Origin of the sequence: Rhizobium sp. IY2, assembly GCF_047532935.1 — a bacterium.
In the GTDB taxonomy this organism is placed as follows: domain Bacteria; phylum Pseudomonadota; class Alphaproteobacteria; order Rhizobiales; family Rhizobiaceae; genus Rhizobium; species Rhizobium anhuiense.
Genome location: NZ_JBLKNU010000003.1, coordinates 52,392 through 76,308 on the forward strand (window position 1 = coordinate 52,392; position 23,917 = coordinate 76,308).

The following is a 23,917-nucleotide window of genomic DNA, read 5'->3' on the forward strand; positions in this document are numbered from 1 at the left end:
GCCAGGTAGATTTGATGACTTACGGGGGAGTAAACGAATGACCAGCATTCCGAGTATCGAGGTCGAAGCAGAACGCCCAAAACCAGGCAATTTGCGAACAGTAGAGCAGAGGGGCTCAAAAAGCCCGCTGCTCATCGGTTTGCTCCTGATGCTCCTGCCGGTGAATGCCGGCGTTCTCATCTATACCGCCAAAAACTCGGCGGATGTTCGCGAGAGCCGCGAGACCATCGCCGCGCTGAAAAGGTCCATCGACGGCCTGAAAGGACAGATGGAAAAGCAGTCGCGCAAGATCGACGACAATGCCAAGGCCGACGACGTCGCGCTGATCCGCCAGGGGATGGATGAGCTGCAAAAAGCCGTGGTCAACGAACGGCACAACGACACAGACGGTCTTCGCATGGGTTCCGCTTTGGTCCTGAGCGCGCCCGGCAAGGAACCGGCACAATTTTTCGCACCCCGTGCTGCGCCGGCGGAGACTCTGATGCCGGATAGCAGTCTTGCGTCGATCGCAGCCGGGGGCATTGCCGTCAGCGACCTGCCGCGTTACGAACGAACACTCTCGCCGGAAGGCCAGCTCATCCTTCGCAAGGCACGGTAGATAAAGGCTTCACCTGCAAAGCACGTGGCATCAAACGTGCTTCATGTGACGTGCTTCAGATCTTTGCTTTTACATGATCTCCCTGCCGCAAACCGCCGCACAGTTTTGCGCGACAGTTTTAAGGCAATCGCCGGACGCTGCCAGGGGCGCCGCGCCGATGCTCGCAACGCGGCAAGGGGCGCTCTCATCTCTACACAGATTGCCGATCGCCGAAGGGCCGATCACCGCTGAGCGTAATTGACGCTGTTCTTCATCAACTCGAGATTACGGGCTGTGACTTCGTTTCCGGGATCAAGCTCATAGGCTTTCAGGAAATACCCTCTGGCAGTGCGCAAATCGCCGCGTAAAAGGTGAGAATATCCAATATTGTTGTAGTAGACCGGGGTGTTGCCGATCATGCGCGAGAGTTGCTGGTAGGCGCGGTCGGAGGTGTCGAAGCGGGCAACCATATCGGCGGAGGCTGCCAAGCCTAGCCAAGCGGCCGGATCCTGCGGAAAAACGTCAACTGCTCGCTTGTAAATGGCGTAAGATTTTCCGTAGTTCTTTTCCTGAAACTGCAGTTTGCCGTTGGTTATCAACTCGTCGTTCTTATAGAAGGCGACGGCTGAGTCATCCTCGAGGGTCTTTGCACTATCGCCATAAGCAGCCAGACCATCGCTGGATGACTGGCAACCAGCTAAAATCGCTCCGGTCGCTATCAAAAGCGCAATGCATTTCGTTCCAGCTCTGATCTGCAACATTGGCAATTTGATCCCCATCAGACATTCTTACCTAAGACTCGGATGTGTTCACCTGAGATCATCGTGAAAAAAAGCTAACAACTCAAGAATTTAAGCATATACTCACAAAAAAGCGAGAGAGGCGGTCTTCGCCGGAATGCGACGGTGTGATAAAAATGCCTACTATCCAAGGTAGGCATCATCTGCCTCGTGACTCCTGAGTAGAAATCAATCGACGTCGCCTATCCTGCTCGTCAGGTCAACGGATGGAACGCCGCATGTGGATCGCGATTTTCACGCTGATGCGACTTGGGCCATCGCTGGCTTACGCGATAGCATCGATCTTCGTACTCAGCATACCGCTCCTGGAAAGCCACCCCTCAAGTGCCTCCGCCTGGTGGCTTTACATGACAATACTTCCGGTCATGCGCGAGCCCATCTATCTGCTTTTGGCGGTACCCGGCATTGGAATTTGGAGCGCCACGGTCCTGTTGATGCTTGCATCGATTTTCGGGGTCAGAGTGGCCATGCAGCCACAAAGGCACCCCCGTTCAGGCTTCATCCATGCCCATATCGCGCTGATCGCGACCGGTCTGCCTATGGGGCGGGGAGCCGTTGCGCAAGCCGGCCTTTCCGAGTTTGCATTGCCTCAATTTCAACGAGGCGACTGGTCGTTCCTGCCGCTATCCCAACCGCTTGGGACCTTCCTTTTCATATCCGTGTTTTTGGCTTGCATTTGCTGCCATTTGACAGTCATCAAGCGTGCAATATCGGCGCGATAGAAAAGGGTCAAAATCCTGATTTCGTTCAGCCCGGCTGGTTGACCCAGGCATAACCGAAACGATAGCGGTCGTCGCCGCGCTGATAGAAATAGGGCTTGTCGATCACCAATGCCTCAGGCGTGGATGCGCCGAGATTGGTCTGTAGCCATTGCGCCATATCAGGCGGCAGTGCTTCGCTTCCGTCCTTGGGGAGGAGCCACACCAGGAGAAGCGGTCGCCGGCCGGAGAGATCCGGGCTGAAACCGGGATAATCCACCGAGAGGACCGGCACGCCGGGAATATCCTGCCTGAGATTGCCGGCGAGCAGACTGTCGCCGGCAAGGATCGCCGCCGGTTCGGCCTGTTTGCGCAAGGTTTCCAGCATCGGGGCATAAGGCCTGTTCAGCCGCTCGTAATGGCCGGTGAAACGTGCGGCCGCGACGCTGCCGTAAAGGGCCGCCGGTACGCCGATCATGATGATGGCGACGACAGCCATGAAACGCCGGAATGCCTTGGCGGTCGTGACACCTGCGGCCTCGATCTTCAGGCAGACATAGAGCGGCAAGATGAAGAGCATCGGCACCAGCCAGCGATCCTTGATGCCGGCAGCACCCCCGAAGACGATCAGAAGTAGAATGCCGATGAGGAAGACCAGCATCATCCGCTCGAGCAACTGCGTCCATTGCGAGCCGGAGCCGAGCGCCGGACGAAGGCTTTTGCCGAAGATGATCGCGAATATCGCCACGGTCAATCCGGCAAAGCTGATGACGGCGAGGGCGAGCGAGCTGACGCCCATCGCCACCTGCGCGGGATAGCTCGCATGGCCGCTGGCGGTCATCTTCTCCAGGGTGCGTGCTGTGGCGAAATCGAGATTGTCCTTCAGCCAGAAGAGATGTGGCAGGATGATGATGAGCGCCACCACCGCCGTCAGTACCAGCCGCCTATCGAAGATCCGCGGCCGCAGACGCGCATCCGCCAGTGCGGCGATGAGGGCTGCCGCCGGCAGGATCGCAAAATTATATTTGGCAAGCAGGCCGAAACCGATGCCGACGCCTGCTATCAGATAGGAGGCAAGACTAGGCTGTTTCAGGCTGCGGATGAAGCCGTAGAAGAAGATGCTCGCCGAGAAGAACACGGCAACCGTATGCGTCAGGTCGCGCTGCATCTCGAAAACCATCTGCGGGATGGTGAGCAGGCCGAGCGTGGCGATCGCCACCAGCGCCTTGTCGCGCAGGATAAGCCGCGCTGTCAGGCCGTAGAGCAGGTAGGAGATGAACAGCAGAAGATTCTTGACCACCGAAAGGGCGGCAAGCGAGACGCCTGTCAATTGGAAGACGGTGTATTGCAGCCAATTGTAGAAGGGCGGCTGCGGGCCGTAGCCGGCGGCAAGCCATTGCGACCGGAAGACCTGTTCGGCCTCGTCGAGATCGAGCGAATGCGAGGTTGCGAGCCGTACGCCGACCTGAAGCATGAAATAGGCGGCCAGCAGGGCGAAAATCCAACTGATGTCGCGACGATTGGTTTCGGTCATCCTATCTGGTCTCCGGCCGAACCCAGCCATAACCGAGCGCGAAATTGTCGCCCGGTCGGCCGAAATAATAGGGAAGCGACAGCGAGCCGATCTCCTGCGGTGCGATGCCCGCCGCCATCAGCGCCGATGAAAACCGCTCCGGCATGACGGCATCCGCAGCCGTCGCCGTCTTCTTGCCGCGCCAGACGATCAGCACCGGCCCCTTGGCCTCGGCATAGGCCGGAATGCCCGGTGCCGGAAAATCCGGGATCACCACCGGGACGTCGGGAAGCTGCAGCCGCATGTTGCCGCCGATATAGGGATCGGAAGCGATCACCAGCGCCGGTTCAGCCTGTCGCGTCATATCGCGCGAAAAACCCGCCATCGGCACATTCGGCCTGCTGTAGATGCCGATCAGCCCGGCGCCGACGACACGGAAACCGAGCGCGATCAGCACGCAGGCCATCAGCACCGGCAGCACCGGCCGGAAGCGGCGCAGCCCGGCGGAAAGGTCGAGGTCGGCAGCCTGCATCTTCGCCAGGAAATAGAGCGGCAGCACCAGCAGGAACGGGTCGAGCCAGCGTTCGCGCACGGTGGTTGAGCCGGTGAACAGCACGATCAAAGCGATGCCGGCAAGACTTGCGAGCATCATCCGCTCCATCATCCCGGTCCAGCGGTTTCCGGCCGAAAGCGCCCGGACGAAATCCCGGCGGAAGGTGACGGCGAAGATTGCGACCGGCAGCGCCGCAAAGGCGATGATGGCGACGAGAAAGGCGAGAAGGCCTTTGCCGATCCGTACAATGCCGGCCGGTTCGCTGCCGGCGGCCATCTTGACCAGAGTGTCGGAGGAGGCGAATGCCAGATTGCCCTGCAGCCAGATCGCGTGCGGCAGGACGATGACGAGCGCAACGGCGACTGCGGCCAGCATGCGCCAGTCGAGCGCCCTGCGCCGCCATTCGGCATCGGGCAGGATGGCGATCAAGGCGGCGACGGGCATCAGCGCGAAATTATACTTCGAGATCAGTCCGATGCCGGTCGCCAGCCCGAGCACGAGATAGCTGCCGATATCGGGTCGGTCGAGCGTGCGGAAGAAGCCGTAGAGAAACAGCGAACTGGCAAAGAGCAGCGCCGTCGTGTGGGTGAGATCCTGCTGGGCCATGTAGGAGACCTGGGGCAGGGTGATCAGCGCCAGCATGGCGACGGCGGCAAGCGCCTGGTCCTTCAGCACGCGCCGCCCGGCAAGGCCATAGAAGAGATAGGATAGGAACAGGAGGATGTTCTTCGGGACAATAAGCGCGCCGATCGACATGCCCGTCACCGAAACGACGGCATATTGCATCCAGTTGTAGAAGGGCGGCTGCGGGCCGTAGCCGGCCAGCAGATATTGCGAGAAGAAGGATTGCTCGGCCTCGTCGAGCTCCAGCGAATGCGGAAGCACGATGCGAAGCACGATGTTGAGCACGAAATAGGCTGCAAGCAGCAGGCCCGCGGTCTTGATCGTCCTCGTTGCGCGCTCCAGCATCGGGCTGCCGGCTTAGGCTTGGCTGTGATCGTCGAAGATCTGTCGCACGATGTAGTTCGGAGAGGCGTCGTCGCGATAATAGGTGCGCGCGATCATCTCAGCCAGAATGCCGGTGGTGATCATCTGCACCGACGACAGCAGCAGCACGACGCCGACCATCAGCATCGGTCGCGTTCCGATATCGTTGCCCAGGATGAACTTGTCGAAGCCGAGATAGAGCAGGATCAGCATGGCGACCGCGCCGAGGCCAAGACCCAGAGAACCGAAGAAATGCCCGGGCCGTGCCTTGTAGCGCATGAAGAACATCACCGACAGCAGGTCGAGGATGACGCGGAAGGTGCGCGAAATGCCGTATTTCGAAACACCGTGCTCGCGGGCATGATGGGTGACGGCCATCTCGCCGATGCGCGAGCTCGGGACGACACCGGCGACCCAGGCCGGGATGAAGCGGTGCATTTCGCCCATCAGCTTCACCTGCTTGATGATCGAGGCACGGTAGATCTTCAGGCTGCAGCCGTAATCGTGCAACTTGACGCCGGTGATACGGCCGATCAGGTAATTGGCGCACCACGACGGGATCTTGCGCAAGAACAGACCGTCCTTACGGTTCTTGCGCCAGCCGACCAAAAGGTCGAGTTCGCGCCGTTCCAGTTCGGCGACCATCGAAGGAATGTCCTTCGGATCGTTCTGGAGGTCGCCGTCCATCGTCGCGATCAGCCGGCCTCGCGCGGTGTCGATACCGGCCTGCATGGCGGCGGTCTGGCCGAAGTTGCGCTGCAGCTCGACGATTCTGAGCGCCAGCCCCTCGCGTCCGACAAACTTGCGGGCGTTGACGAGCGTCGCATCGGTGCTGCCGTCATCGACGAGGATCAGCTCCCAGCGATGCGGGTAGCCGGCCATCGCGACCGCGACACGCTCAACAAGCGGACCGACGCTTTCCTCTTCGTTGAAAATGGGCACGACCAGCGACAGTTCGAGCGATTGTACCGGATCATTCGTGTCGCGAATGGGCTCTACCGTTGTCTGCAACTTTCATCTCCAAAAGGCCGGGCGGCCGAGTATTCTTTACTGCTGCCGCCGCGCTTGCGGAAGGCTACTACATGAAGTGTCCGCCGGTTGCCAGCGGCAATGGCGGTTTCCCAGCAATCGGCTGCGCTGCCGGGGCGCTATTTCGCGCCTCCCTCCACCCAGGAGTAACCGATGGAGAAGCTACGTTTGCCGTCACCGAAGAGATAGGGCAGCGTCAGCGTGTTCAACTCTTGCAGATGAATGCCCGATTTGACGAGATCGCGGGCGAAACCGGGGGCAATTGTCGGGTCGTCTGCGGTCTCGCCGCGCCAGATTACCAGCACCGGCCCCTTCGCCGTCGCATATTCGGGAACCCCGGCACCCGGGAAGAACGGTATCACGACGGGAACATCGGGAAAGGCCAGCCTCAGATTGCCGGCCACGAACTTCGTCCCCGCCACGATCAGAACCGGCTTGCGGGTCGCGGTCAATTCAGCGACGTAACCGGAGAAGGGCACGTTCGTTCTCGTGTAAGTGCCGATGTATTGAATGCCGACGATCCGGAAAAGAAGGATCGACAGGATGACGACCATGAAGACCGGCACCACGGGCCGGAAGCGGGCGAGGCCGGCAGAAAGATCGAGATCGGCGGTTTCCAGTTTCAGGAACAGATAAAGCGGCAGGACGAGCAGGCACGGGTCGAGCCAGCGCTCGTGGATATCACTGGCGCCGGCAAAGAGGACCACGCCGACGAAGGCGACCAGGCTGATGACCATCATCCGCTCGATCACCCGGATCATCGGGCTGGACGAGGAGAGCGCGCGAAACAAATCGCGCCGGAAGGCGGCCGCGAGGAGAACGATCGGCAATGCGACGAAGCCGAGGACGGCGATGACGAGAGACAGCAACCCCTGTCCGATGCGCGGCAGGCCGGCGGGGGCCAGGTCTTCGGCGGTCATCCGCTCCAGTGTCGGCGCAGAGGCGCTGGCGAGATTGTCAGGCAGCCAGAGCGCATGCGGCAGCACGATCAGAATGGCGAGGACGACCGCCGGCAGCAAACGCCAGTCGATCAGACGGCCGCGCCATTTCCGGTCCGGCAGCACGGCGATCAGGGCGGCAGCCGGCAGGATGGCGAAATTATATTTCGAGATCAGCCCGATGCCGGTGGCGATGCCGATGATCAGGTAGCTCCCGATCGTCGGCTGGCGCAGTGTGCGGAAAAAGCCGAAGAGGAAAAGCGAGGTTGCAAACAGCAGCGCGACGGTATGCGTCAATTCGCGCTGCGCCATCAAACCCACTTGCGGCAGAGTGATCAGGCTCAGCATGGCGACGGCTGCGAGCGAGCGGCCCTTTAGCACCTCGCGGGCTGCAAGCCCGTAGAACAGATAGCAGCCGAAGAGAATGATGTTCTTCGGCACCGACAGCACCCACATCGATATGCCGGTCACCGAAACGATGGCATATTGTATCCAGTTATAGAAAGGCGGCTGCGGGCCATAGCCGGCAAGCAGGTATTGTGAGTAGAAGGATTGCTCCGCCTCGTCGAGATCGAGCGTATGAGGCAAGGCGATGCGCAGCGCGATGTTCAGCAGGAAATAGACTGCCAGAAACATGCTGGCGCTCGTAATGCTTCTGGTAATCCGCTCCAACATCGATCTCCACGTCAAGCCGGCAAGGCGTATCATATACCGGTCAGCGCCCGGATCGTCGGCGGGAAGGCGCCTTCGCCTCCATCGCCATCAACTCCGCCGTTGTGCGCAACCTGCATTTCTCTTAAAAGGCCTGGCGACGGGACCGGTCCCATGCCGACCCAAGCGAGGAATGCCTACTACATGAAGAGCTCGATCGTTGAAAGCCGGCAATCCTGGTTTATGCGCAATCGCATGACCATTCTGACGGTCGTCATCGTCGCAGCCTATGCGCTCTTCATCCAATGGTTCTGGGGGTGGCCCGTCATCATCAGGCAATGGGCCGATGTCGGCGCAGGTCCGGTGATCGGCGCGCTCGTGCTTTTGACGAGCACCTATTTCCTGCGCACCTGGCGCATCTATGATTATTTTCCAAAGGAAACGGCCGGCCGGTTCGCCGTCCTCTTCCGCGTCACGCAGATCCACAACCTCTTGAACATCATGCTGCCCTTCCGCACCGGCGAGACCAGCTTTCCGCTGCTGATGCGCACCGAATTCGGCATTCCGCTGACGCGCGGAACCTCGGCGCTCTTCGTCATGCGGCTGCTCGACCTGCACGCGCTTCTGGCCGCCGCTGGCATCGGCTTTGCCGTCGCCGCCGCCAATGCGGCTGTTGCCTGGTCGCTCTGGACCGCCTTTCTGCTGTTGCCGGTCGCAGCCTTTGCCGCCCGCAAGCCGCTGCTGCGCCTCGCCGCCCGGCTGCTGCCCAATAAGGCGCAGAAATTCGTCGCCGAGATCGAAAACGGTTTGCCGCTCGATGCCGTGACCTTTGCGCGCGCCTGGGCGATGACCATCGTCAACTGGCTGGTGAAGGTGATGGTGCTTGCCTGGGCTCTCGGCCTGATGGGCGTGTCGCCGATGGCGGCAAGCTTCGGTGGCGCGCTCGGCGGCGAGCTCTCCTCCGTGTTGCCGATGCATGCGCCGGGCGGCGTCGGCACCTATCCGGCCGGCATCACCGCCGGCGCCATCGCTCTCGGTGCCTCGAGCGAGCGGATGGCTCTGGCCGCGCTGGCGCAGGCGAGCATCAATGCCCACCTGCTGATCATCGTCTCGGCGCTCACCGGCACGGCGATCTCACTGCCGCTCGGACGCCGCGGCAAGCTCTGAAATCCGTTTTCTCAGAAACGCCTGCTCCGGCTCCTGCCGGCAGAGCGACAGCGCCGTTTCATAGGCGGCGATCGCCTCTTGTCTCCGGCCGAGACGGCGCAGGAAATCGGCGCGCGCCGAATGGGCGAGGTGATAGGCCTGCAGCTCCCGGCGGGCCAGAATGGCATCGATCAGTTCCAGCCCCTTTGCCGGCCCGTCCGCCATCGCGATCGCCACGGCGCGGTTGAGCTCGACGATCGGGGAGGGCTGGGCTGCCAGAAGCAGATCGTAATAAAAGGCGATCCGCCGCCAGTCGGTGTCTTCGGCAGCGGGCGCCCTGGCATGCTCGGCGGCGATCGCCGCCTGCAGCGTATAGGTGCCGATCTCTCCCGCCCGCATCGCCTCGGTGAGCAGCGCCAGGCCTTCCCTAATCTTCGCATGATCCCAGAGCGAACGGTCCTGATCGGCAAGCAGCACCAGCGATCCCTCTTCGCCGCGGCGGGCGGCGCGGCGGGAGTCCTGCAGCAGCATCAAAGCCAGCAGGCCGGAGACGTCGGGATGCGGCAGCAGCGCCAGAAGCAGCCGCGCCAGACGTATCGCCTCTGCGGTCAGGTCGGCGCGGACCACGTCTTCGCCCGAAGAGGCGGAATAGCCCTCGTTGAAGACGAGGTAGATGACGTGCAGCACCCGGTCGAGCCGCGGCGGCAGCGCTTCGCGGCCCGGCACCTCGTAGGGGATCTTCGCCGCCCGGATCTTGCCCTTGGCGCGCACGATCCGCTGCGCCACCGTCGGCGCCGGAATGAGGAAGGCATGGGCGATCTCTTCGGTGGTCAGTCCGCAGATTTCTCTGAGTGCCATCGCCATCTGCGCATCGGCCGGAATTAGCGGATGGCAGCAGGTGAAGATCAGCCGCAGCATATCGTCCTCGATCGGTTCCATGTCGCCGATCTCCGTTGCGTCGGGGGAGTAGAGGCCGTCTTCGATGTGATGCTGCGAAGCATCGAAACGCGCCCGCCGCCGGATCGTGTCGATCGCCTTGAAGCGTCCCGTCGAAACGAGCCAGGCGAAGGGATTGCCGGGAATGCCGTCCGTCGGCCATGTCCGGGCGGCCGCAGCGAAGGCGTCGTGCAGCGCTTCCTCCGCCCGGTCGAAATCGCCGAGCAGGCGGATCAGCGTCGCCAGCACCCGGCGCGACTGCGTTCGATAGATCTCCTCGATCACGCGTTCCAACGGGCCACCTCAGTCCGGCAGGGTCAGCATTCGCACGGGCCTCAGTTCGACCGCGCCGAAACGTGCCGACGGGATCCGCCCGGCAATCTCCCTGGCTTTCACCATGTCAGGCGCCTCGATGACGTAGAAGCCGGCCAGATGCTCCTTGGTTTCGACATAGGGGCCGTCGGTAGCTGACAGGCTGTTGTTTCGAACACGCAGCACGGTCGCCTTATCAGGCATCTCAAGCGCATCGGCATGGATCATGATGCCGTCGCGGCGCAGCTCCTCGTCGAAGGCGAAATGCGCTTTGACGAGTTCATCGGTTTCCGCCGCGGTCAGCCTGCCGTCGGTGTCGGCACTGTTATAAATCAGGCAGATGTAGCGCATGGCTATTTCCCATCCTGGATGGAGTAAGTCGGGCGCACTTCGATTGAGCAATATTTGAGGATCGGAAAACTCGACACGATCGTCTTCGCCTCCTCGATGTTCTCGGCTTCGATCAGCACAAAACCGCCGAGGTGCTCTTTGATTTCGGCAAATGGGCCATCGGTCGCAAAGGCCTCGCCATTGCGCAGGCGGACCGTGATCGCCGTTGACGGTTCATGCAAGGCGAGCGCCACCTGCAGATGACCGCTCTCGCGCCAGCGATTGTCGCTGGTGATGCACTCCTGTGTGAGCGCATCCCATTCGGTCTGAGGGACCAGCTTGCTTTTTTCCGTGTCGAACCAGATCTGGCATAGAAATTTCATCGGTCTCTCCTCATTTAGCTCCGAATTCGTGGATTGGCCGCACTTCGATCGCACCGAGCCTGGCGAGCGGAATGCCGGCGGCGATGCGGATCGCCTCGTTGAGATCCTTTGCCTCGATCAGGATAAAGCCGCCGAGCGCCTCCTTCGTCTCGGCGAAGGGACCGTCCGTCACCGACATCTCGCCGCCCCGCACCCGCACGGTCACCGCCGATGTCGGCGGCTGCAGCGCCTGCGCGACAATCATATGCCCGCTTTCGGCAAGGTCCTTGTCATAGGCCAGGGAATTGGTGTCGAGTTCGGCCTTCTCCTCTTTCGTCATGGCGTCGAGCACACCGCCATCGAACCAGACCTGACAGAGATATTTCATCGCAGGCAGCCTCCTTGTGAGTATTCAATAACCCTGGACGACCGAGCTCCACGCAATTCGACAGCGGCGGAAAAAATCTTTGTTCCGGCCGGCTGTCGAAATCGCAAGGCAGCGCTCGACAAGGCTTCATCGAAACCTGTCGAGGAGAACGACAATGAGCATTCTTGAAATCGCCCTGGCAAGCCAGATCTGGGCACGCCGCCGCGAGAAGCGTCAATTGGGGCTGGACGATGCCGACGCGCTGAAGGCTCTTCTGCGCATCGCTTTCGTCATCGCCGCCTTCACCCTGCTGATTTCAGGGCTGAACCTTGCCGCGGGCAGGCCGCAGATGCTAGCGGACGGCTCGGCGTCTGTTGTGACAGGCAGGTGACGGCCTATTGGAAGGCCGTTTCGAAGAAGCTGCGCAGCTTACGTGAATGCAGCGCTTCCTTCGGCATGGCGGCCAGCTTCTGGACGGCGCGGATGCCGATCTGCAGATGCTGGTTGACCTGCGTCCGGTAGAAGGCCGTCGCCATGCCTGGCAGCTTCAATTCGCCGTGCAGCGGCTTGTCGGAGACGCAGAGCAGCGTGCCATAGGGCACGCGGAAGCGGAAGCCGTTGGCGGCGATCGTCGCCGATTCCATATCGAGCGCGATGGCGCGCGCCTGGGAGAGCCGCTTCACCGGCCCGCGCTGGTCACGCAGTTCCCAGTTGCGGTTATCGATCGTGCCGACCGTGCCGGTGCGCATAATGCGCTTCAGCTCGAAACCTTCATAGCCGGTGATTTCGGCAACGGCCGCTTCCAGCGCCACCTGGACTTCGGCCAGCGCCGGGATCGGCACCCAGACCGGCAGGTCGTCGTCGAGAACATGGTCCTCGCGCATATAGGCATGGGCGAGAACATAATCGCCGAGCCGCTGGCTGTTGCGAAGACCGGCGCAGTGGCCGAGCATCAGCCAGGCATGCGGGCGCAGCACGGCGACGTGGTCAGTGATCGTCTTGGCGTTGGAGGGGCCGACGCCGATATTGATCATGGTAATCCCGGCATGGCCCTTCTTCTTCAGATGGTAGGCCGGCATCTGCGGCAGGCGGGTAAGCGCCGCATCCGTTTCCGGCGCGTTCGAGCCGGGCAGGGTGACGACATTGCCGGGCTCGACGAAGGCGGTATAGCCATCGCCGCCGCCCTCGGCCATCAGCTTGCGCGCCCAGCCGCAGAATTCGTCGATATAGAACTGGTAGTTCGTAAACAGCACGAAATTCTGGAAATGCTCGGCATGCGTCGCCGTATAATGCGACAGCCGGGCGAGCGAATAGTCGATGCGTTGCGCGGTAAACGGCGCAAGCGGCGAGGGCTCTCCCGGCGGCGGGATATATTCGCCGTTGGCGATCTCGTCGTCGGTGGTGTTGAGATCGGGCGTGTCGAAGATATCGCGCATCGGAACGTCGATGAAGGCGTTGGTCGATGCTTCCACATGCGCACCCTCGCCGAAGGCGAAGTGCAAGGGGATCGGCGTCGTCGATTCCGAGACGATGACAGGAACATTGTGGCTCTTCATCAGCAACGCCAGCTGCTCCTTCAGGTAATGCTTGAAGAGCTTCGGCCGGGTGACTGTCGTCGTATAGATGCCGGGCGCCGTGACATGACCATAGGAAAGCCGCGAATCGACATGGCCGAAGCTTGTCGTCTCGATGCTGACCTGCGGATAAAAAGCGCGGTAGCGCGAGGAAATCGGTGCGCCCTGTGCGAGTTCGCTGAAGTTCTGGATCAGAAACGCCGTATTGCGCTCGTAAAGCGCCGTCAGCGCCTCGACCGCCTTGGCGGGATCATCGAAACTCTCAGGCTGGAAAGGGGGTGGAGAGGATGTGTCGAGGGGCGACAAAGGGGAGATTCGTTTGTTCATGACGCATTATAGAGAGTTGTTTTTGACAAGCAAACGACGCGCCGGCGGATTCCGATTTTTTATCCTCTTCCGCGTCTGGTGCGGATGCCTGTCGCCCAAAACTGCGCAGCGGTATTGGGACAACGACATGCGTAAATCAAAGATTTAAAGCGCGTCGTACGATGCGCATTGGTCAGCGCACCGCAGGCGCGCAGAAGGTGCCGTTTCTCTCCAGGCAGGTATAGCTCGCCCCGAAATGCGACTGGGCACCGCCACCGCCTTCGTGCACCACGACCGCCGAAAATGTGACCGCGAAGATCGCCGCAAACAGCGTGATGATGCTAAAGCGTCTTGCCAGAATATAGAGGTCCATTGCCTTGCCCCCGATCGCAACTCTATCGTGACAAGAGTTTTGCCATGCCGCGGCTGAACGAGTGCTGAGATGCCGGTTCATCCACCGTTCAGCTTGCCGGGCAGGCTCGGGAGGGGTGCGGAGAGGATTTATAAGGGTTCGTCGGGCGGATCGCCCCCTTCGGCCATCGCCGGACGGCTTACCAAATGGGGCGGTAAAGAGCATAGAAGCATGCCGGTGTGCCGGCATGCTTCTATAATTGGGATGAGTTGTCTATGGTTCAGAGCCGCGTCCAGGTCTGCGACTTGCAAAGGATCTTCATCACGCAGCCCTGCATCCTCAGCGAATTGCCGGAAATCTTGCCCGAACCGCTATAGGTCTTTTCGGCCGCCGGGTCGGTGATCTCGCCGGCATAGCTGCCGCCGGTTCCCGCAAGCGTGCCGATCTTCCGGCCGGCATATTTGCCGGTCTTCAGCGTCACGCAATAACTGCCGCCGCAGGATGCGATCACCGCCGTATCGCCGGCGGCCGTCTTCCAGCTGCCGACGATCGGCTCCTCGGCATGCGCGATACCCGCGATCATTGCAATAGTGCCGGCGAGAACGAAGCTGCGGATCATCTTTTCCTCCATGATGTCCCTTGATCGGCCGCGAAAATAACTAACGCGAACGTAAAGGTAAATAAGCCCGATCGTTGTTCTGCGGATCGAGTGAAAAACCGGAGAAAAAAGCCATGCGGCGAGCTTGCAAAGATATCGCCTGCTGATTTCATGATGAACGATCCCTTTATTTTCAAATCTGAATCTTTCGTAAAATTGGCGCGAAAATCCTTAATTCGCAAGGAATCTGATGTTTAACAAAAACCCAAATTTACCAAGCATTTGCACTTTGTTTGTCTAGAATTAATCATGCATTTTAGGCGTTTTTTGAAGGCCGTTCGGCATAGTGAAGCCATCAAACGAGCGGGGCAAACCCGCCGGACCGGAAGGGCCGCCAAGCCGCGATAGACGGCAAGGCCCGGAGGTAAAACAGGGTAAGTCATAAACAGGCTAACAGGGATAAAACCGATGGCACGCTTTGAAATGCACAATGCTGAAACGGCCACCATGGGTGGCGACAACAACGCCGATGTCTTCTGCGAAATGGGTCTGATGTATGCGACCGGCCGCGGCTGTGAAGTCGATCTCGTCGCCGCCCACAAATGGCTGAACATCGCTGCCATCAAGGGCAACGATCGCGCCGCCGAGCTTCGTGCCGACGTGGCCGCCGCCATGGACAAGATGCAGCTCGTGGCAGCGCTGCGCGCCGCCCGCGAGTGGATGACGGTTCACTGACACCCACCTGCCGGCAATTCGGTAGGAACGATATAACAACCTCGGAAAGAGGGAGCTGGCGGGGCGCTTTGGACGGGGCCGACGCCGGGAGAAGGGAACCGCGACCGGATCCTCCACCGGCCGCGGTTCTTGCCCTTATCGGCCGATCTTTTTCAGCACCTGCGGCAGCGCGTTTTCGAGGAGCGCCATATCCGCCTCCGGCCCGACGCTGATGCGAATGCAGCGATTGAGCGGCGCCACGCCAGGCATGCGGATGAAGACGCCATGCTCCATCAGCCCGTCGACGATCGCGCGGGCATAAACGCCGTCGCGTCCGGCGTCGATCGCCACGAAATTGGTCGCCGAGGGCAGGGGCTCGAGACCGTTCGCCCGGGCGATAGCGCCGATCCGCTCCCGCGCCGCATGGATTTTCCCGACCACCTCGACGAGATAGGCCTGGTCCTTGAGGGCGGCCAGCGCTGCTGCCGTCGCCAGCCGGTTCATGCCGAAATGATTGCGGATTTTGTCGAAGGCCTGCGCCGTGCCTGGCGTCGAGATCACATAGCCGATGCGTGCGCCGGCAAGTCCGTAGGCCTTGGAGAAGGTGCGGGTGCGAACGACGTTCGGCAGCTCGATCAGCGAGGAGATCGACGGCAGCGACCCTGCCGGCCCCGTCTCGCTATAGGCCTCGTCGAGCACCATCAGCGTCGTCTCGGGCAGCGCCCGGGCGAAAGCGACGATGCTCTTGGCATCCCACCAGCTTCCCATCGGATTGTCGGGATTGGCAAAATAGACGAGCGGCGCATTCTCCCGCTTCACGGCATCGAGCAGGCCGTCGAGGTCCTCGCGGTCGTTGGCGTAGGGAACGGTCACCAGCCGGCCGCCGAAACCGGCGACGTGGAAATTGAAGGTCGGATAGGCGCCGAGCGAGGTGACGACGGGCGCGCCCGGTTCGATCACCAGCCGGACGATCTGGCCGAGCAATTCGTCGATGCCGCTGCCGATGGCGATGTTGGCGGCCGAGACGCCGAGATGGGCGGCAAGCGCTTCCCTGAGCGCGAAATTCTCCGGATCATTGTATTTCCAGATATTGCCGGCCTCTTCGCGCATCGCGGCAAACACGGAAGCGGCTGGGCCGAAGCCGTTCTCATTGGCGCCGATGCGTGCCGAAACGGCAAGTCCGCGCTGGCGTTCGATCGCCTCGGGGCCGACAAAGGGAACTGTGGAGGGCAGGGCGCTGGCAAGGGGGGTGAAGCGCGAAAAGGCGGACATGCGAAAGCGGGTTCCCGAGCATATTGACAATTGACGAAACAATAGGCCCGGGCACGGCCAACGCAAGCAAGATTATTTCTGCAACAAGCCTGTTATGGGACGGTTCACGCCCTGAAGATCGGCGCACGTCGGGCGGCGATCGCTTCCATGTTGCCGACGAGGAAATCGGTGCGCACGACGCGGCGCAGAACCTCGGGGTCCATGATGTTGATGAACCGGACGCCGATGCGTTCCTTGTGGCGATAGACCTCGGCGCAGCCGATGCGATAGGCGAGGCCGAGAATGTTGAGATAATAATGCTTCGGCAGGCCGGCCGTGGTCGAGACGATGAAGGTGGCGCCGCCTTGGGATATATCGATGATCTCGGCGCTTCGCATCGAGACGCCCGTCAGGCACGGCCGGACGGCGACGATGCGGGCTGGCCGTTTGACGATGAATTCTTCCCAGCGCTGGTCGTAGACGGCGGACTTGACCGTGGCAAGGTGTGTAGCGCGGAGCATAGTCATTCACATTCTCCGTCAGTCAGGACGCATTGGGGTTAATTTCAATCAAGCTGACCTTGATCTCATTCAGGCTGGCTTGATCGAGCAACTGGTCTTGATCCCAACCAACGTCACATGAATGTTTTGCACATTCGTCAAATATAAAATTACAATTTTAACGAGTTCAAACTTTGTTCCCAAGCGGGACGCCTTCATGTTCATTATCGGGACGCGGTTTTCCGGTTTCAGCCCAGAAATCTGACGGCAAGATATCCGCCGGCGGCGGTCAGCGCCGTCAGAGCCGTGCCCCAGGCCATGTCGACCAGGCTCATGACGACTGGCCAGTTGCGAAGCGTGGCAAGATTGGTGATGTCATAGGTGCCATAGGCCGCCAGTCCCAGAATGGCACCGTGGAGAAATGCGGTGACGATCGAGCCTGTCGACAGCGCCGGCAGCACGGCGAGCACGACCACTGCCGCGGCAAAGAGCAGGTAGAACAGGGCGGCGATCGCAAGATTGGGCGAGGGCAGCATCAGCGCGCCCAGCTGGTCGCGATAAAAATTGCGAGCGATGAGGCCGAGCCAGATTCCGTCGCAGGCGAGAAGGGTGAGAACGGCGCCGGCATAGGCGAGCAGTGATGTCTTCATCGTCAGTCTCCCGAACTTGGCCCTTTTTACGCAGCAAAGGCCGGCCGGATCGCTGCCCGTTCGATTTCGGTGCAATTTTCCCGAACTCTTTCAATAGCCAGGCGTTCTGCCTTGATCGATGAAGCATGGCGCGCTTCGAATGACGACAGTGAGGAATTGAAGATGACTGATGTCAAAGTCCCTTGGAAATCATGGGTCGTGGTCTGCAATGGAGCCAAGGCTCTGATCATGCAGAATGCCGGCGATGCCCAACTGATGAACCTGAAGGTGCTGGAAACCCTGACGCAGCCGAGCGCGCCCGATCGCGAGATTGGCGCCGATAAGCCCGGCCGCAGCCATGCCGCCAACGGCTTCAGCGGCAGCGCCGTCGAGGAGACCAACTGGCAGGATCAGGCCGAAGCCCAGTTTCTGAAACAACTGGCCGAAAGGCTGGACGAATTGGCGCAGGAAAAGGATGCCCGCCGCATCATCCTCGTTGCGCCGCCGAAGGCGCTCGGCGCGTTGCGGCCGGCCCTCAGCGCCGATACGCAGGCAGCGATCTCCGCGGAATTGGCGAAGGACTATACCAATATGCCGGTCGACGAGATCGAGCGGCATCTCGCGGCCTGAGTCCGTTCGCAGTAACTTGAGGAAACGCGGGTCGAGAGGCCCGCGTTTTCGCGTTATACCAACGGCATCCGCCCAGCAAACAGCTCTTCACGATCGGCAAAGAGCGCCGCCAGGCGGTCGATGACGATCCTGACCTCCGGCCGTTGCCGCTCGTCATCATGCGCAACAATCCACATCTCATACGTCAGCTCGTCGATCACAGGCCCGGCGCGGACGAGCCTGCGCTCCTGATCGCCGATAAAACAGGGAAGCACGCCACGGCCGGCACCGCCGCGGATCAGGTGAAACAGCATATGCGGCGTGTTCGTCCAGCTGGTGATCCAGTAATCCGGCTGTTCGAAAGTCCATTTGTCGGCCGGCGTGATGGCGGTATCGGTGCCGAGCGAGATCCAGTTGCAATTGGCCTCGTCATAATCTGCCGCCTGATAGGCCGCATGTGCCACCTTGACCGAACGGCGGATCGCGACGTTGCCGCTCTCCGGCCGGCTGTGGCCAACGGCGATATGCGCTTGCCGATAGGTGAAATCGACACTCGCATCTGAGGTTTTGTAGCACATGCGGAAGCTGTCCTTCGGCGTCCAGACGCTGGCCAGATGATCGGCGATGAAGCGCAAGGTCCAGCTGTCGGCGGCCGTCGAGACGATCGGTAGTGTCAGCACCTCACCGCGCCAGTCCGAGATCGCACGCGCGGCATCCTGCATCAGCCGGACGCGATCGAGCAGTTCCTGCCCATCCTTGGCGAGCAGATAACCGGTGGGGCCGCGGCTGAACAGCGAGCGGCCCGTCACCCGTTCGAGCGCCAGCATGCGCCGGCCGATGGTCGGGGCGCTGAGCCCGGTGCGCTGAGCCGCCGCCGAAAGCCCGCCGCCGGTCGCGACATGGAAGAAAAGCTGCAGGTCGTCCCAGCTGGCATCTTTCATGGATGAAAACCCCCTTTCCCCCACGCCTCTACATCGGATGGGCGCGAAGGCTTAGCTCAAGTGCACGAGCCAATAGATGGAGGACGAAGCAATGGATCTCAACTGGGTTACTCTCTTTAAGGAAGTCGAAACCCGCAATCGCCGGATCCGCCGCGATCGCTTTGCCGATCCGCTTGATAGGCCGGAATGGCGCGGATTTCTCTGGGTCGTTCCGATCATCGCGCGTCTCGCTGCGCGGCGGGGCGCCGAAACAAAGGCGATGCGCCGCGATGCTTCGCGGATCGCCAAAGGCCTCAGCTTTCGAAACTCAGCCGCAGCACGTGGTGCAGGAATTCCGGATTGAGCAGCATGTTGAAGCTGATCGTCACCAATTCGCCTTCGCGCTTGACGACGGTCGAGCCGATCTCGTCATGGATGCCGAGGATTTCGAGGAAGAAATGGCTCGGCATTTCCAGGTTGGGGCTGACTTCGAGCAGGGCGCCGGCGAGCGTGATCGTGCGGATCAGGCAGCGCACCTGCGTTCCGGTGCTGAGATGATGGCCGACGAAGATGATGTTGCCCGGCCTGTCGAGATTGAATTCCCTGTAAGCACGTTCCGGCTTGGAGTGTTCTGTGTCGAGGTGCATCTGAAAGGCCCTTTTAGCCTCCGCTGGTATAGGACAGGATATTAGCTTAGGAATGCTGACGCTTGCTGAAGAACATCGTTAGAATTGAATGCGTCCGCGAAATCTGCGGGAAAATCGCACCGATTTCGGGCAGGTTTGCTCCAAATTTGCTCATTTCCCAGCGCATATGCGCCATTCTTGACATGCCTGCGTCCTTGCCGCATACAAGGGTCGGTTCGAGGCACCGGCCGCTCGCGGATGAAAATCCATGGTGAAGCCCTCGCGATCATGGTCACGGCCCCTTGTGCATGCTGACTGGCGGCAATGCGAGCTCCCATCCGCAGTCGAAGAGCATGCCTTGTGAAGGCTCACTCCATGACGACCTATCCTGCCATTGAAGAATTGAAGGCTCAGGCCAAGCGTCTGCGCCAGGCGATGAACGATCGCGGCACTCCGCTGACCCACAGTGCGGCGCTGGAAATGATCGCCCGCCAGCACGGCGTGCGCGACTGGAACACGCTCGCAGCCCTTGCGGCAAAGCCTAATGCCGCTCCAAAGGCGCCGCTTTTCGTCGGCGCGCATATTCGCGGCCGTTATCTCAACCAGCCGTTCACCGGCGAGGTTCTGGCGCTTTCGGCCCTGCCGGGCGGCGATCTCCACAGGATCACCATCCATTTCGACGAGCCGGTGGATGTCGTCACCTTCGAGAGCTTCTCGGCCTTTCGCAGGCGCGTGAACGCGCAGATCGATGCCGACGGCGTGTCGCCGAGAAAGACCTCGAACGGTCTGCCGCATCTGGTGCTCGACCTGTAAGTTGCTTCTCTCTTTCTTTTGAGGCGGCCCGAATCCGCATGGTTACAAGCCGGGCTCGGGACTCGCCGATATGACACGGATTTCTCCATGACCGATCTTTCCCAAGGCAATGCCTTCCTCACCGGCTGGCTGCCGGGCGTCTTCATCAAGACGGCGGCGCCGATCGTCGCGATCACCACCGTCAACGGCCTGTTCACCGTCGTCGACGCCTATTTCCTCGGTGCCTATGTCGGCCCCGACGCGCTCTCTGCCGTCAGCCTGATTTTCCCGGGGCTGATGCTGCTGATCGCCCTGCAATCGCTCGTCTCGAACGGCATGGCAAGCATCCTCGCCCGCCGGCTGGGTGCCGGCAATCGCGATGGTGCGCGTCGGGTCTTTGCCGGCGCGCATGCGCTGGCGCTCGCCGTTACCCTTATCCTCAATCTGGTCTACTGGACGGTGGGCCGGCAGATCATCGGTGTCGGTGCTGCCGGCAATTCCGCCGTAACCGATGGCGCAACGCTGTTCATGGGCGCGATGATCGCCTGTGCGCCGGTCAGCTTCTTTCTGTCACTGCATCTCGACGGATTGCGCTGCGAAGGCAAGATCGGCTTCATGACGCTGGTGACGCTGTCGGCCTCGCTGCTCAACATCTTCGCCAACTGGCTGTTCATGGCGGTGATGCATTGGGGCGTGCTCGGTTCGGCAGCCGGCTCTATCGCCTCGCAATTCGTCTGTCTTGCAGCCGTGCTCGCCTACCGCTGGCGTCGGCCCACGGCACTCAGGCCGTCCTCTGGAGCAGCACTTGCCGAATGGCGTGGCATCGTCGCCTTCGGCGCGCCGATGAGCCTCGGCTTCATCGGCATATCGCTGGCCTCGGCCGCCATTCTGATCAATGTCTCGCTCTGGAGCGTCGCAGATCATGTCGCCACGATTGCCGCCTACGGCATCATCACCCGGATCATGACCTTCACCTATCTGCCGCTGCTTGGCCTCAGCATCGCCCTGCAGACGATCGCCGGCAACAATCACGGTGCCGGCCTCGGGCTTCGCGTCGGCCGCAGCCTGCAGATCGCCATGCTCGCAGCACTCGTCTATTGCACTTTGGTGGAGGTTACCGTCGAGTTGCTGGCTGGCCGCCTTGGCGCCGTCTTCGTCGCCGATCCCGCCATAACAGCCGAGGTCAGGCGAATTCTGCCCTGGACGATCGCCGCCTATTTTCTCTTTGGGCAGATGCTGATCCTGTCGTCCTATTTCCAATCGATCGGCGATGCGCCGCGCGCCGCGATCTTCGGCCTGTCGCGGCCCTATCTGCTGACCCTGCCGCTCACCTTCCTGCTTCCCTTCATCTTCGGCGAGCAGGGAATCTGGATGGTGCCGGTCTTTGCCGAGGCAGGCATGGTCATCCTTGCCGTCCTGGTGCTGTCGCAGAACGCCAAACGCCGCGGCTGGCGCTATGGGCTTCTGCCCGCCTGATACGGCAAAGCCGTGCCGCCTCGTGAATTGACCCTCGAAGGTTAACATCAACCCTCGAGGTCAGTTCACTGGCGGCTCTATCTGATACCGTCATTCATTGGCGCTCGAAGCGGCCGATGTCGCAGCTTCCGCCTCGTTCAACGCCTCGGCGCATTCCTGGCAGCAGACCTCGACAGTCTTGCCCCCGAGCTTGACGGTGATGGTTTCCGGACCGAGTTCGCAGTCGCAGGCAGCGCATGTGGTCTTCTTCATCTGGTGATCCTCCGGTTATCGTCCCCAGATCGGGACAGGCTCATAAGATCATCGAAGACCGCATCGCCGCTGTCGAAATCTTTAGCGATTTACGGAGGCTTTTACCTCAGCCGTAGTTGCGCCGAGCGCTGGAATTCGGCCGGAGTCTGCCCGAAGGACTGCTTGAAGGACGCGCTGAAATGGCTGTGGCTGGAAAAGCCGAGATCGAGACCGAGCGCCGTCAGATCCTCATACTGGCCGAGCAGATCGAGCGCCCGGGCAAGCCGCAGCCGCAACTGGTAGCGATAAAGCGGTGTGGCCTCGACCTGCTGGAAGACCTGGGTGAGATAAACCGGCGACACGCCGACTTCCGAGGCGATTTCCGCAAGCGTCCAGCGTCGTGCGAGATCGGAGGAGAGCACCAGCTTGGCCCGGTCGACAAGTTTCTGCCGGCCGGCGCTGGCGCCCGCTGCGTGCGATGTGCGCTCGCCGAGCGAGCGGCGCACCAGCGTCAGCGCCAGTATCTCCGCCTCCAGCGTTTCGGCGACGTTGCGGCGCAGACCATGACGCAGGAGCGCGACCAGCGCCTGCGCCCGCGGATCGATCCGCCGGCGCTGACGGCGGAAGGAAAACGCCTGGCCGGGCTGCACCTGATCCTTCGGCGTGAGTTCTTCGAGCATGGATTCGTCGATCGCCAGATCGATGCAAGCATCGCCGCCCTCGATGGGGTGGCTGATCCGATATCCCTGGCCGGCATTGAAGAACACGACCTGATTGGCTTCGGCCACCGTGTCGTTGCGGCCGACATGCCGCATGAATACGCCGCGATAGGGATAGACGAGGCTCGTCCTGTGGGCGCATTCCTCGTCGCTCTTGTGGCGGCATTCGCCATTGCAGACGATGTCACGAATGGTGACCGTCTTCGTTTTCAGGAGCGGTGCTGTTGAAAACTGCGACATGGCATGTTCCGGGTCAGGCAGGTCGCCGGTGAGGCGACCTGCCGGCACAATATCACGCTCAAGTTTCAGTAGCGACTGTAGACATGGACGTCGCTTTCGGTCTGCCCCCTGGAAAGGCCGATATCCTTCAGCTGCTCGTCGGACAGCTCCATCAGCGCATTGCAGTTGCGCCGTTCGTTCATCTTGCGCGCCAGCCAGTGTGCTGCGGTGATGATGGCAAGGAACAAGCCGGGCCGCATATTGCGGGCCGAGATTGTGGAATTCGAACTATGCATGGTGATCCTCCATCCGTGTTTGGATGGAGGCAGTGAACCATCAGCGGCGATTTCGCGCTGTCAGATTATTTAGCGATCTGAATCAGCCTTCACGCCTTCAGTAACCACTCATGCTCGGCGGCATTGTGGAATTTCCAGATCCGCTTCGGCCCGGCCATGACGTTGAGGTAATAGAGATCGTAGCCGTGGGTAGCCGCGCAGGGATGATAGCCCTTCGGTACCAGCGTCACGTCGCCGTCCTCGATCGCCATCGCCTCGTCGAGCGAGCGGTCGTCGGTATAGACGCGCTGGAAACCGAAGCCCTGCGGCGGGTTGAGGCGGTGGTAATAGGTCTCTTCCAGGAAGCTCTCGTTCGGCAGGTCGTCCTGGTCGTGCTTGTGCGGCGGATAGGAGGAGGTATGGCCGCCCGGCGTGATCACCTCGACGACGAGCAGCGAATGCGCCGAGCTGTCGTCTTCCGGCATGATATTGTTGACGTAGCGCACATTCGTACCCTTGCCGCGCGTCGCCTGCGGATGCGTGCCGGGCGGGATGGCCTTTGCCTCATAGGTGCCGCCGCCGGGCGCCGAGCAGACGGCAAGCTCCAGATCGGTCTCGGCCGTCACCGACCATGTCGATTCCATCGGGATGTAGAGCGCATGCGGCGCGCCTTCGAACGGGCTCATACGGCCGCCGAGCGTGCCGAAATCCTTGGTGCCGGCCGATGCCTTGCCCTTGCCGGTCACCCAGACGAGGCAGACTTCGCGATCGCCCGTCTCTCCCGAAACAGTCTCGCCCGGCTTCAGCCGATGCAGATCGAAGCCGACATAGGTCCAGCCGGCATTTTCCGGAGTGACATGGGTGACGCGGCCATGCGCGCCGGACGGTTTCACCTTGAGGTTTGGCATTGGTATTTCTCCTCGTAAA

General features: G+C 61.1%; 30 protein-coding genes. 9 read left to right on the forward strand and 21 right to left on the reverse strand.

Annotated elements, in window-relative coordinates; translation table 11 throughout:
* The first annotated feature begins 37 nt into the window (after window positions 1-37).
* Window positions 38-598, forward strand: coding sequence for a hypothetical protein (locus ACMUVN_RS13865; protein ID WP_047616191.1), 561 nt, complete (start codon window positions 38-40; stop codon window positions 596-598).
* A 221-nt stretch (window positions 599-819) separates the two neighbouring features.
* Here the strand turns inward: ACMUVN_RS13865 and ACMUVN_RS13870 are convergent, their stop codons facing one another.
* On the reverse strand, window positions 820-1,338 hold the full coding sequence (locus tag ACMUVN_RS13870; RefSeq protein WP_097631124.1) for a tetratricopeptide repeat protein: 519 nt from the start codon (window positions 1,336-1,338) through the stop codon (window positions 820-822).
* Window positions 1,339-1,595: 257 nt separating this feature from the next.
* On the opposite strand from ACMUVN_RS13870, the gene ACMUVN_RS13875 reads away from it, so the two are divergent.
* The gene (locus ACMUVN_RS13875; RefSeq protein WP_097631103.1) at window positions 1,596-2,099 is read left to right on the forward strand and encodes a hypothetical protein; all 504 of its coding nucleotides are present in this window, start codon (window positions 1,596-1,598) and stop codon (window positions 2,097-2,099) included.
* A 25-nt stretch (window positions 2,100-2,124) separates the two neighbouring features.
* Here ACMUVN_RS13875 and ACMUVN_RS13880 read toward each other — a convergent pair whose 3' ends face one another.
* The 4 genes from ACMUVN_RS13880 to ACMUVN_RS13895 all read right to left on the reverse strand — a co-directional run bounded on the left by ACMUVN_RS13880 (window position 2,125) and on the right by ACMUVN_RS13895 (window position 7,770).
* A complete protein-coding gene (locus tag ACMUVN_RS13880; protein WP_414815187.1) occupies window positions 2,125-3,609 on the reverse strand; it encodes an ArnT family glycosyltransferase in 1,485 nt (494 codons plus the stop codon).
* A 1-nt stretch (window position 3,610) separates the two neighbouring features.
* Entirely contained in the window at window positions 3,611-5,110 is a 1,500-nt protein-coding gene (locus ACMUVN_RS13885) for a glycosyltransferase family 39 protein (protein ID WP_063474216.1), read from the reverse strand.
* 12 nt (window positions 5,111-5,122) lie between these two features.
* Window positions 5,123-6,139, reverse strand: coding sequence for a glycosyltransferase family 2 protein (locus tag ACMUVN_RS13890; protein WP_414815188.1), 1,017 nt, complete (start codon window positions 6,137-6,139; stop codon window positions 5,123-5,125).
* A 137-nt stretch (window positions 6,140-6,276) separates the two neighbouring features.
* The gene (locus tag ACMUVN_RS13895) at window positions 6,277-7,770 is read right to left on the reverse strand and encodes an ArnT family glycosyltransferase (RefSeq protein ID WP_414815189.1); all 1,494 of its coding nucleotides are present in this window, start codon (window positions 7,768-7,770) and stop codon (window positions 6,277-6,279) included.
* Between the two features lie 180 nt (window positions 7,771-7,950).
* Here ACMUVN_RS13895 and ACMUVN_RS13900 point away from each other — a divergent pair, with 180 nt between their 5' ends.
* The gene (locus ACMUVN_RS13900) at window positions 7,951-8,913 is read left to right on the forward strand and encodes a lysylphosphatidylglycerol synthase domain-containing protein (protein WP_414815267.1); all 963 of its coding nucleotides are present in this window, start codon (window positions 7,951-7,953) and stop codon (window positions 8,911-8,913) included.
* Here ACMUVN_RS13900 and ACMUVN_RS13905 read toward each other — a convergent pair.
* Genes ACMUVN_RS13905 through ACMUVN_RS13920 form a run of 4 tightly spaced genes read right to left on the reverse strand, consistent with a single transcriptional unit; the run spans window position 8,881 to window position 11,220 of the window.
* Window positions 8,881-10,122: an RNA polymerase sigma factor gene (locus tag ACMUVN_RS13905; RefSeq protein WP_414815190.1), complete on the reverse strand. Its 1,242-nt coding sequence runs from the start codon at window positions 10,120-10,122 to the stop codon at window positions 8,881-8,883. The two genes, ACMUVN_RS13900 and ACMUVN_RS13905, sit on opposite strands and share 33 nt — an antisense overlap.
* Window positions 10,123-10,131: 9 nt before the next feature.
* Window positions 10,132-10,491 carry a YciI family protein gene (locus tag ACMUVN_RS13910; protein ID WP_028755915.1) on the reverse strand — a complete coding sequence of 120 codons (360 nt, stop codon included), beginning with the start codon at window positions 10,489-10,491 and terminating at the stop codon, window positions 10,132-10,134.
* A gap of 2 nt (window positions 10,492-10,493) precedes the next feature.
* Window positions 10,494-10,853 carry a YciI family protein gene (locus tag ACMUVN_RS13915; RefSeq protein ID WP_028755916.1) on the reverse strand — a complete coding sequence of 120 codons (360 nt, stop codon included), beginning with the start codon at window positions 10,851-10,853 and terminating at the stop codon, window positions 10,494-10,496.
* Between the two features lie 10 nt (window positions 10,854-10,863).
* The gene (locus ACMUVN_RS13920; RefSeq protein WP_028755917.1) at window positions 10,864-11,220 is read right to left on the reverse strand and encodes a YciI family protein; all 357 of its coding nucleotides are present in this window, start codon (window positions 11,218-11,220) and stop codon (window positions 10,864-10,866) included.
* A gap of 154 nt (window positions 11,221-11,374) precedes the next feature.
* On the opposite strand from ACMUVN_RS13920, the gene ACMUVN_RS13925 reads away from it, so the two are divergent.
* The gene (locus tag ACMUVN_RS13925) at window positions 11,375-11,590 is read left to right on the forward strand and encodes a hypothetical protein (RefSeq protein WP_244604802.1); all 216 of its coding nucleotides are present in this window, start codon (window positions 11,375-11,377) and stop codon (window positions 11,588-11,590) included.
* A gap of 4 nt (window positions 11,591-11,594) precedes the next feature.
* On the opposite strand, the gene ACMUVN_RS13930 is transcribed toward ACMUVN_RS13925, so the two are convergent.
* From ACMUVN_RS13930 to ACMUVN_RS13940, 3 genes are all read right to left on the reverse strand, one after another.
* The gene (locus tag ACMUVN_RS13930) at window positions 11,595-13,100 is read right to left on the reverse strand and encodes an AMP nucleosidase (RefSeq protein WP_028827834.1); all 1,506 of its coding nucleotides are present in this window, start codon (window positions 13,098-13,100) and stop codon (window positions 11,595-11,597) included.
* A gap of 172 nt (window positions 13,101-13,272) precedes the next feature.
* The gene (locus ACMUVN_RS13935) at window positions 13,273-13,452 is read right to left on the reverse strand and encodes a hypothetical protein (RefSeq protein ID WP_028755920.1); all 180 of its coding nucleotides are present in this window, start codon (window positions 13,450-13,452) and stop codon (window positions 13,273-13,275) included.
* 259 nt (window positions 13,453-13,711) lie between these two features.
* Complete coding sequence (locus tag ACMUVN_RS13940) at window positions 13,712-14,050, reverse strand: DUF2147 domain-containing protein (protein ID WP_028755921.1); 339 nt, start codon at window positions 14,048-14,050, stop codon at window positions 13,712-13,714.
* Window positions 14,051-14,497: 447 nt separating this feature from the next.
* Between ACMUVN_RS13940 and ACMUVN_RS13945 the strand changes: the two genes are divergently transcribed.
* Complete coding sequence (locus tag ACMUVN_RS13945) at window positions 14,498-14,764, forward strand: SEL1-like repeat protein (RefSeq protein WP_028755922.1); 267 nt, start codon at window positions 14,498-14,500, stop codon at window positions 14,762-14,764.
* A gap of 135 nt (window positions 14,765-14,899) precedes the next feature.
* On the opposite strand, the gene ACMUVN_RS13950 is transcribed toward ACMUVN_RS13945, so the two are convergent.
* The 3 genes from ACMUVN_RS13950 to ACMUVN_RS13960 form a co-directional block, all read right to left on the reverse strand.
* Window positions 14,900-16,015, reverse strand: a complete 1,116-nt coding sequence (locus ACMUVN_RS13950) for a pyridoxal phosphate-dependent aminotransferase (RefSeq protein ID WP_047616205.1) — start codon at window positions 16,013-16,015, stop codon at window positions 14,900-14,902.
* A 104-nt stretch (window positions 16,016-16,119) separates the two neighbouring features.
* Window positions 16,120-16,521, reverse strand: a complete 402-nt coding sequence (locus ACMUVN_RS13955) for a pilus assembly protein PilZ (RefSeq protein ID WP_028755924.1) — start codon at window positions 16,519-16,521, stop codon at window positions 16,120-16,122.
* A 221-nt stretch (window positions 16,522-16,742) separates the two neighbouring features.
* Entirely contained in the window at window positions 16,743-17,144 is a 402-nt protein-coding gene (locus tag ACMUVN_RS13960; protein ID WP_047616207.1) for a DUF2177 family protein, read from the reverse strand.
* A gap of 162 nt (window positions 17,145-17,306) precedes the next feature.
* Between ACMUVN_RS13960 and ACMUVN_RS13965 the strand changes: the two genes are divergently transcribed.
* The gene (locus ACMUVN_RS13965; RefSeq protein ID WP_028755926.1) at window positions 17,307-17,753 is read left to right on the forward strand and encodes a host attachment protein; all 447 of its coding nucleotides are present in this window, start codon (window positions 17,307-17,309) and stop codon (window positions 17,751-17,753) included.
* A 53-nt stretch (window positions 17,754-17,806) separates the two neighbouring features.
* Here the strand turns inward: ACMUVN_RS13965 and ACMUVN_RS13970 are convergent, their stop codons facing one another.
* Window positions 17,807-18,673, reverse strand: a complete 867-nt coding sequence (locus tag ACMUVN_RS13970; RefSeq protein WP_097542952.1) for a LysR family transcriptional regulator — start codon at window positions 18,671-18,673, stop codon at window positions 17,807-17,809.
* A 91-nt stretch (window positions 18,674-18,764) separates the two neighbouring features.
* Here ACMUVN_RS13970 and ACMUVN_RS13975 point away from each other — a divergent pair, with 91 nt between their 5' ends.
* Window positions 18,765-19,016, forward strand: a complete 252-nt coding sequence (locus ACMUVN_RS13975; protein WP_080759974.1) for a hypothetical protein — start codon at window positions 18,765-18,767, stop codon at window positions 19,014-19,016.
* On the opposite strand, the gene ACMUVN_RS13980 is transcribed toward ACMUVN_RS13975, so the two are convergent.
* On the reverse strand, window positions 18,967-19,299 hold the full coding sequence (locus ACMUVN_RS13980) for a hypothetical protein (RefSeq protein ID WP_127430678.1): 333 nt from the start codon (window positions 19,297-19,299) through the stop codon (window positions 18,967-18,969). The two genes, ACMUVN_RS13975 and ACMUVN_RS13980, sit on opposite strands and share 50 nt — an antisense overlap.
* Window positions 19,300-19,653: 354 nt before the next feature.
* On the opposite strand from ACMUVN_RS13980, the gene ACMUVN_RS13985 reads away from it, so the two are divergent.
* Window positions 19,654-20,091 (forward strand): glyoxalase superfamily protein, encoded by a 438-nt coding sequence (locus tag ACMUVN_RS13985; RefSeq protein ID WP_047616216.1) that lies wholly within the window; start codon window positions 19,654-19,656, stop codon window positions 20,089-20,091.
* Between the two features lie 87 nt (window positions 20,092-20,178).
* Entirely contained in the window at window positions 20,179-21,546 is a 1,368-nt protein-coding gene (locus ACMUVN_RS13990; RefSeq protein WP_414815191.1) for an MATE family efflux transporter, read from the forward strand.
* A 90-nt stretch (window positions 21,547-21,636) separates the two neighbouring features.
* Here ACMUVN_RS13990 and ACMUVN_RS13995 read toward each other — a convergent pair whose 3' ends face one another.
* From ACMUVN_RS13995 to iolB, 4 genes are all read right to left on the reverse strand, one after another.
* The gene (locus tag ACMUVN_RS13995) at window positions 21,637-21,798 is read right to left on the reverse strand and encodes a hypothetical protein (RefSeq protein ID WP_164735939.1); all 162 of its coding nucleotides are present in this window, start codon (window positions 21,796-21,798) and stop codon (window positions 21,637-21,639) included.
* Between the two features lie 101 nt (window positions 21,799-21,899).
* Window positions 21,900-22,736, reverse strand: coding sequence for a helix-turn-helix transcriptional regulator (locus ACMUVN_RS14000; RefSeq protein WP_028755931.1), 837 nt, complete (start codon window positions 22,734-22,736; stop codon window positions 21,900-21,902).
* A gap of 65 nt (window positions 22,737-22,801) precedes the next feature.
* Window positions 22,802-23,011 carry a DUF1127 domain-containing protein gene (locus tag ACMUVN_RS14005; protein ID WP_063474228.1) on the reverse strand — a complete coding sequence of 70 codons (210 nt, stop codon included), beginning with the start codon at window positions 23,009-23,011 and terminating at the stop codon, window positions 22,802-22,804.
* Window positions 23,012-23,100: 89 nt separating this feature from the next.
* Complete coding sequence (gene iolB / locus ACMUVN_RS14010) at window positions 23,101-23,898, reverse strand: 5-deoxy-glucuronate isomerase (protein ID WP_097623046.1); 798 nt, start codon at window positions 23,896-23,898, stop codon at window positions 23,101-23,103.
* Between the last annotated feature and the right edge of the window lie 19 nt (window positions 23,899-23,917).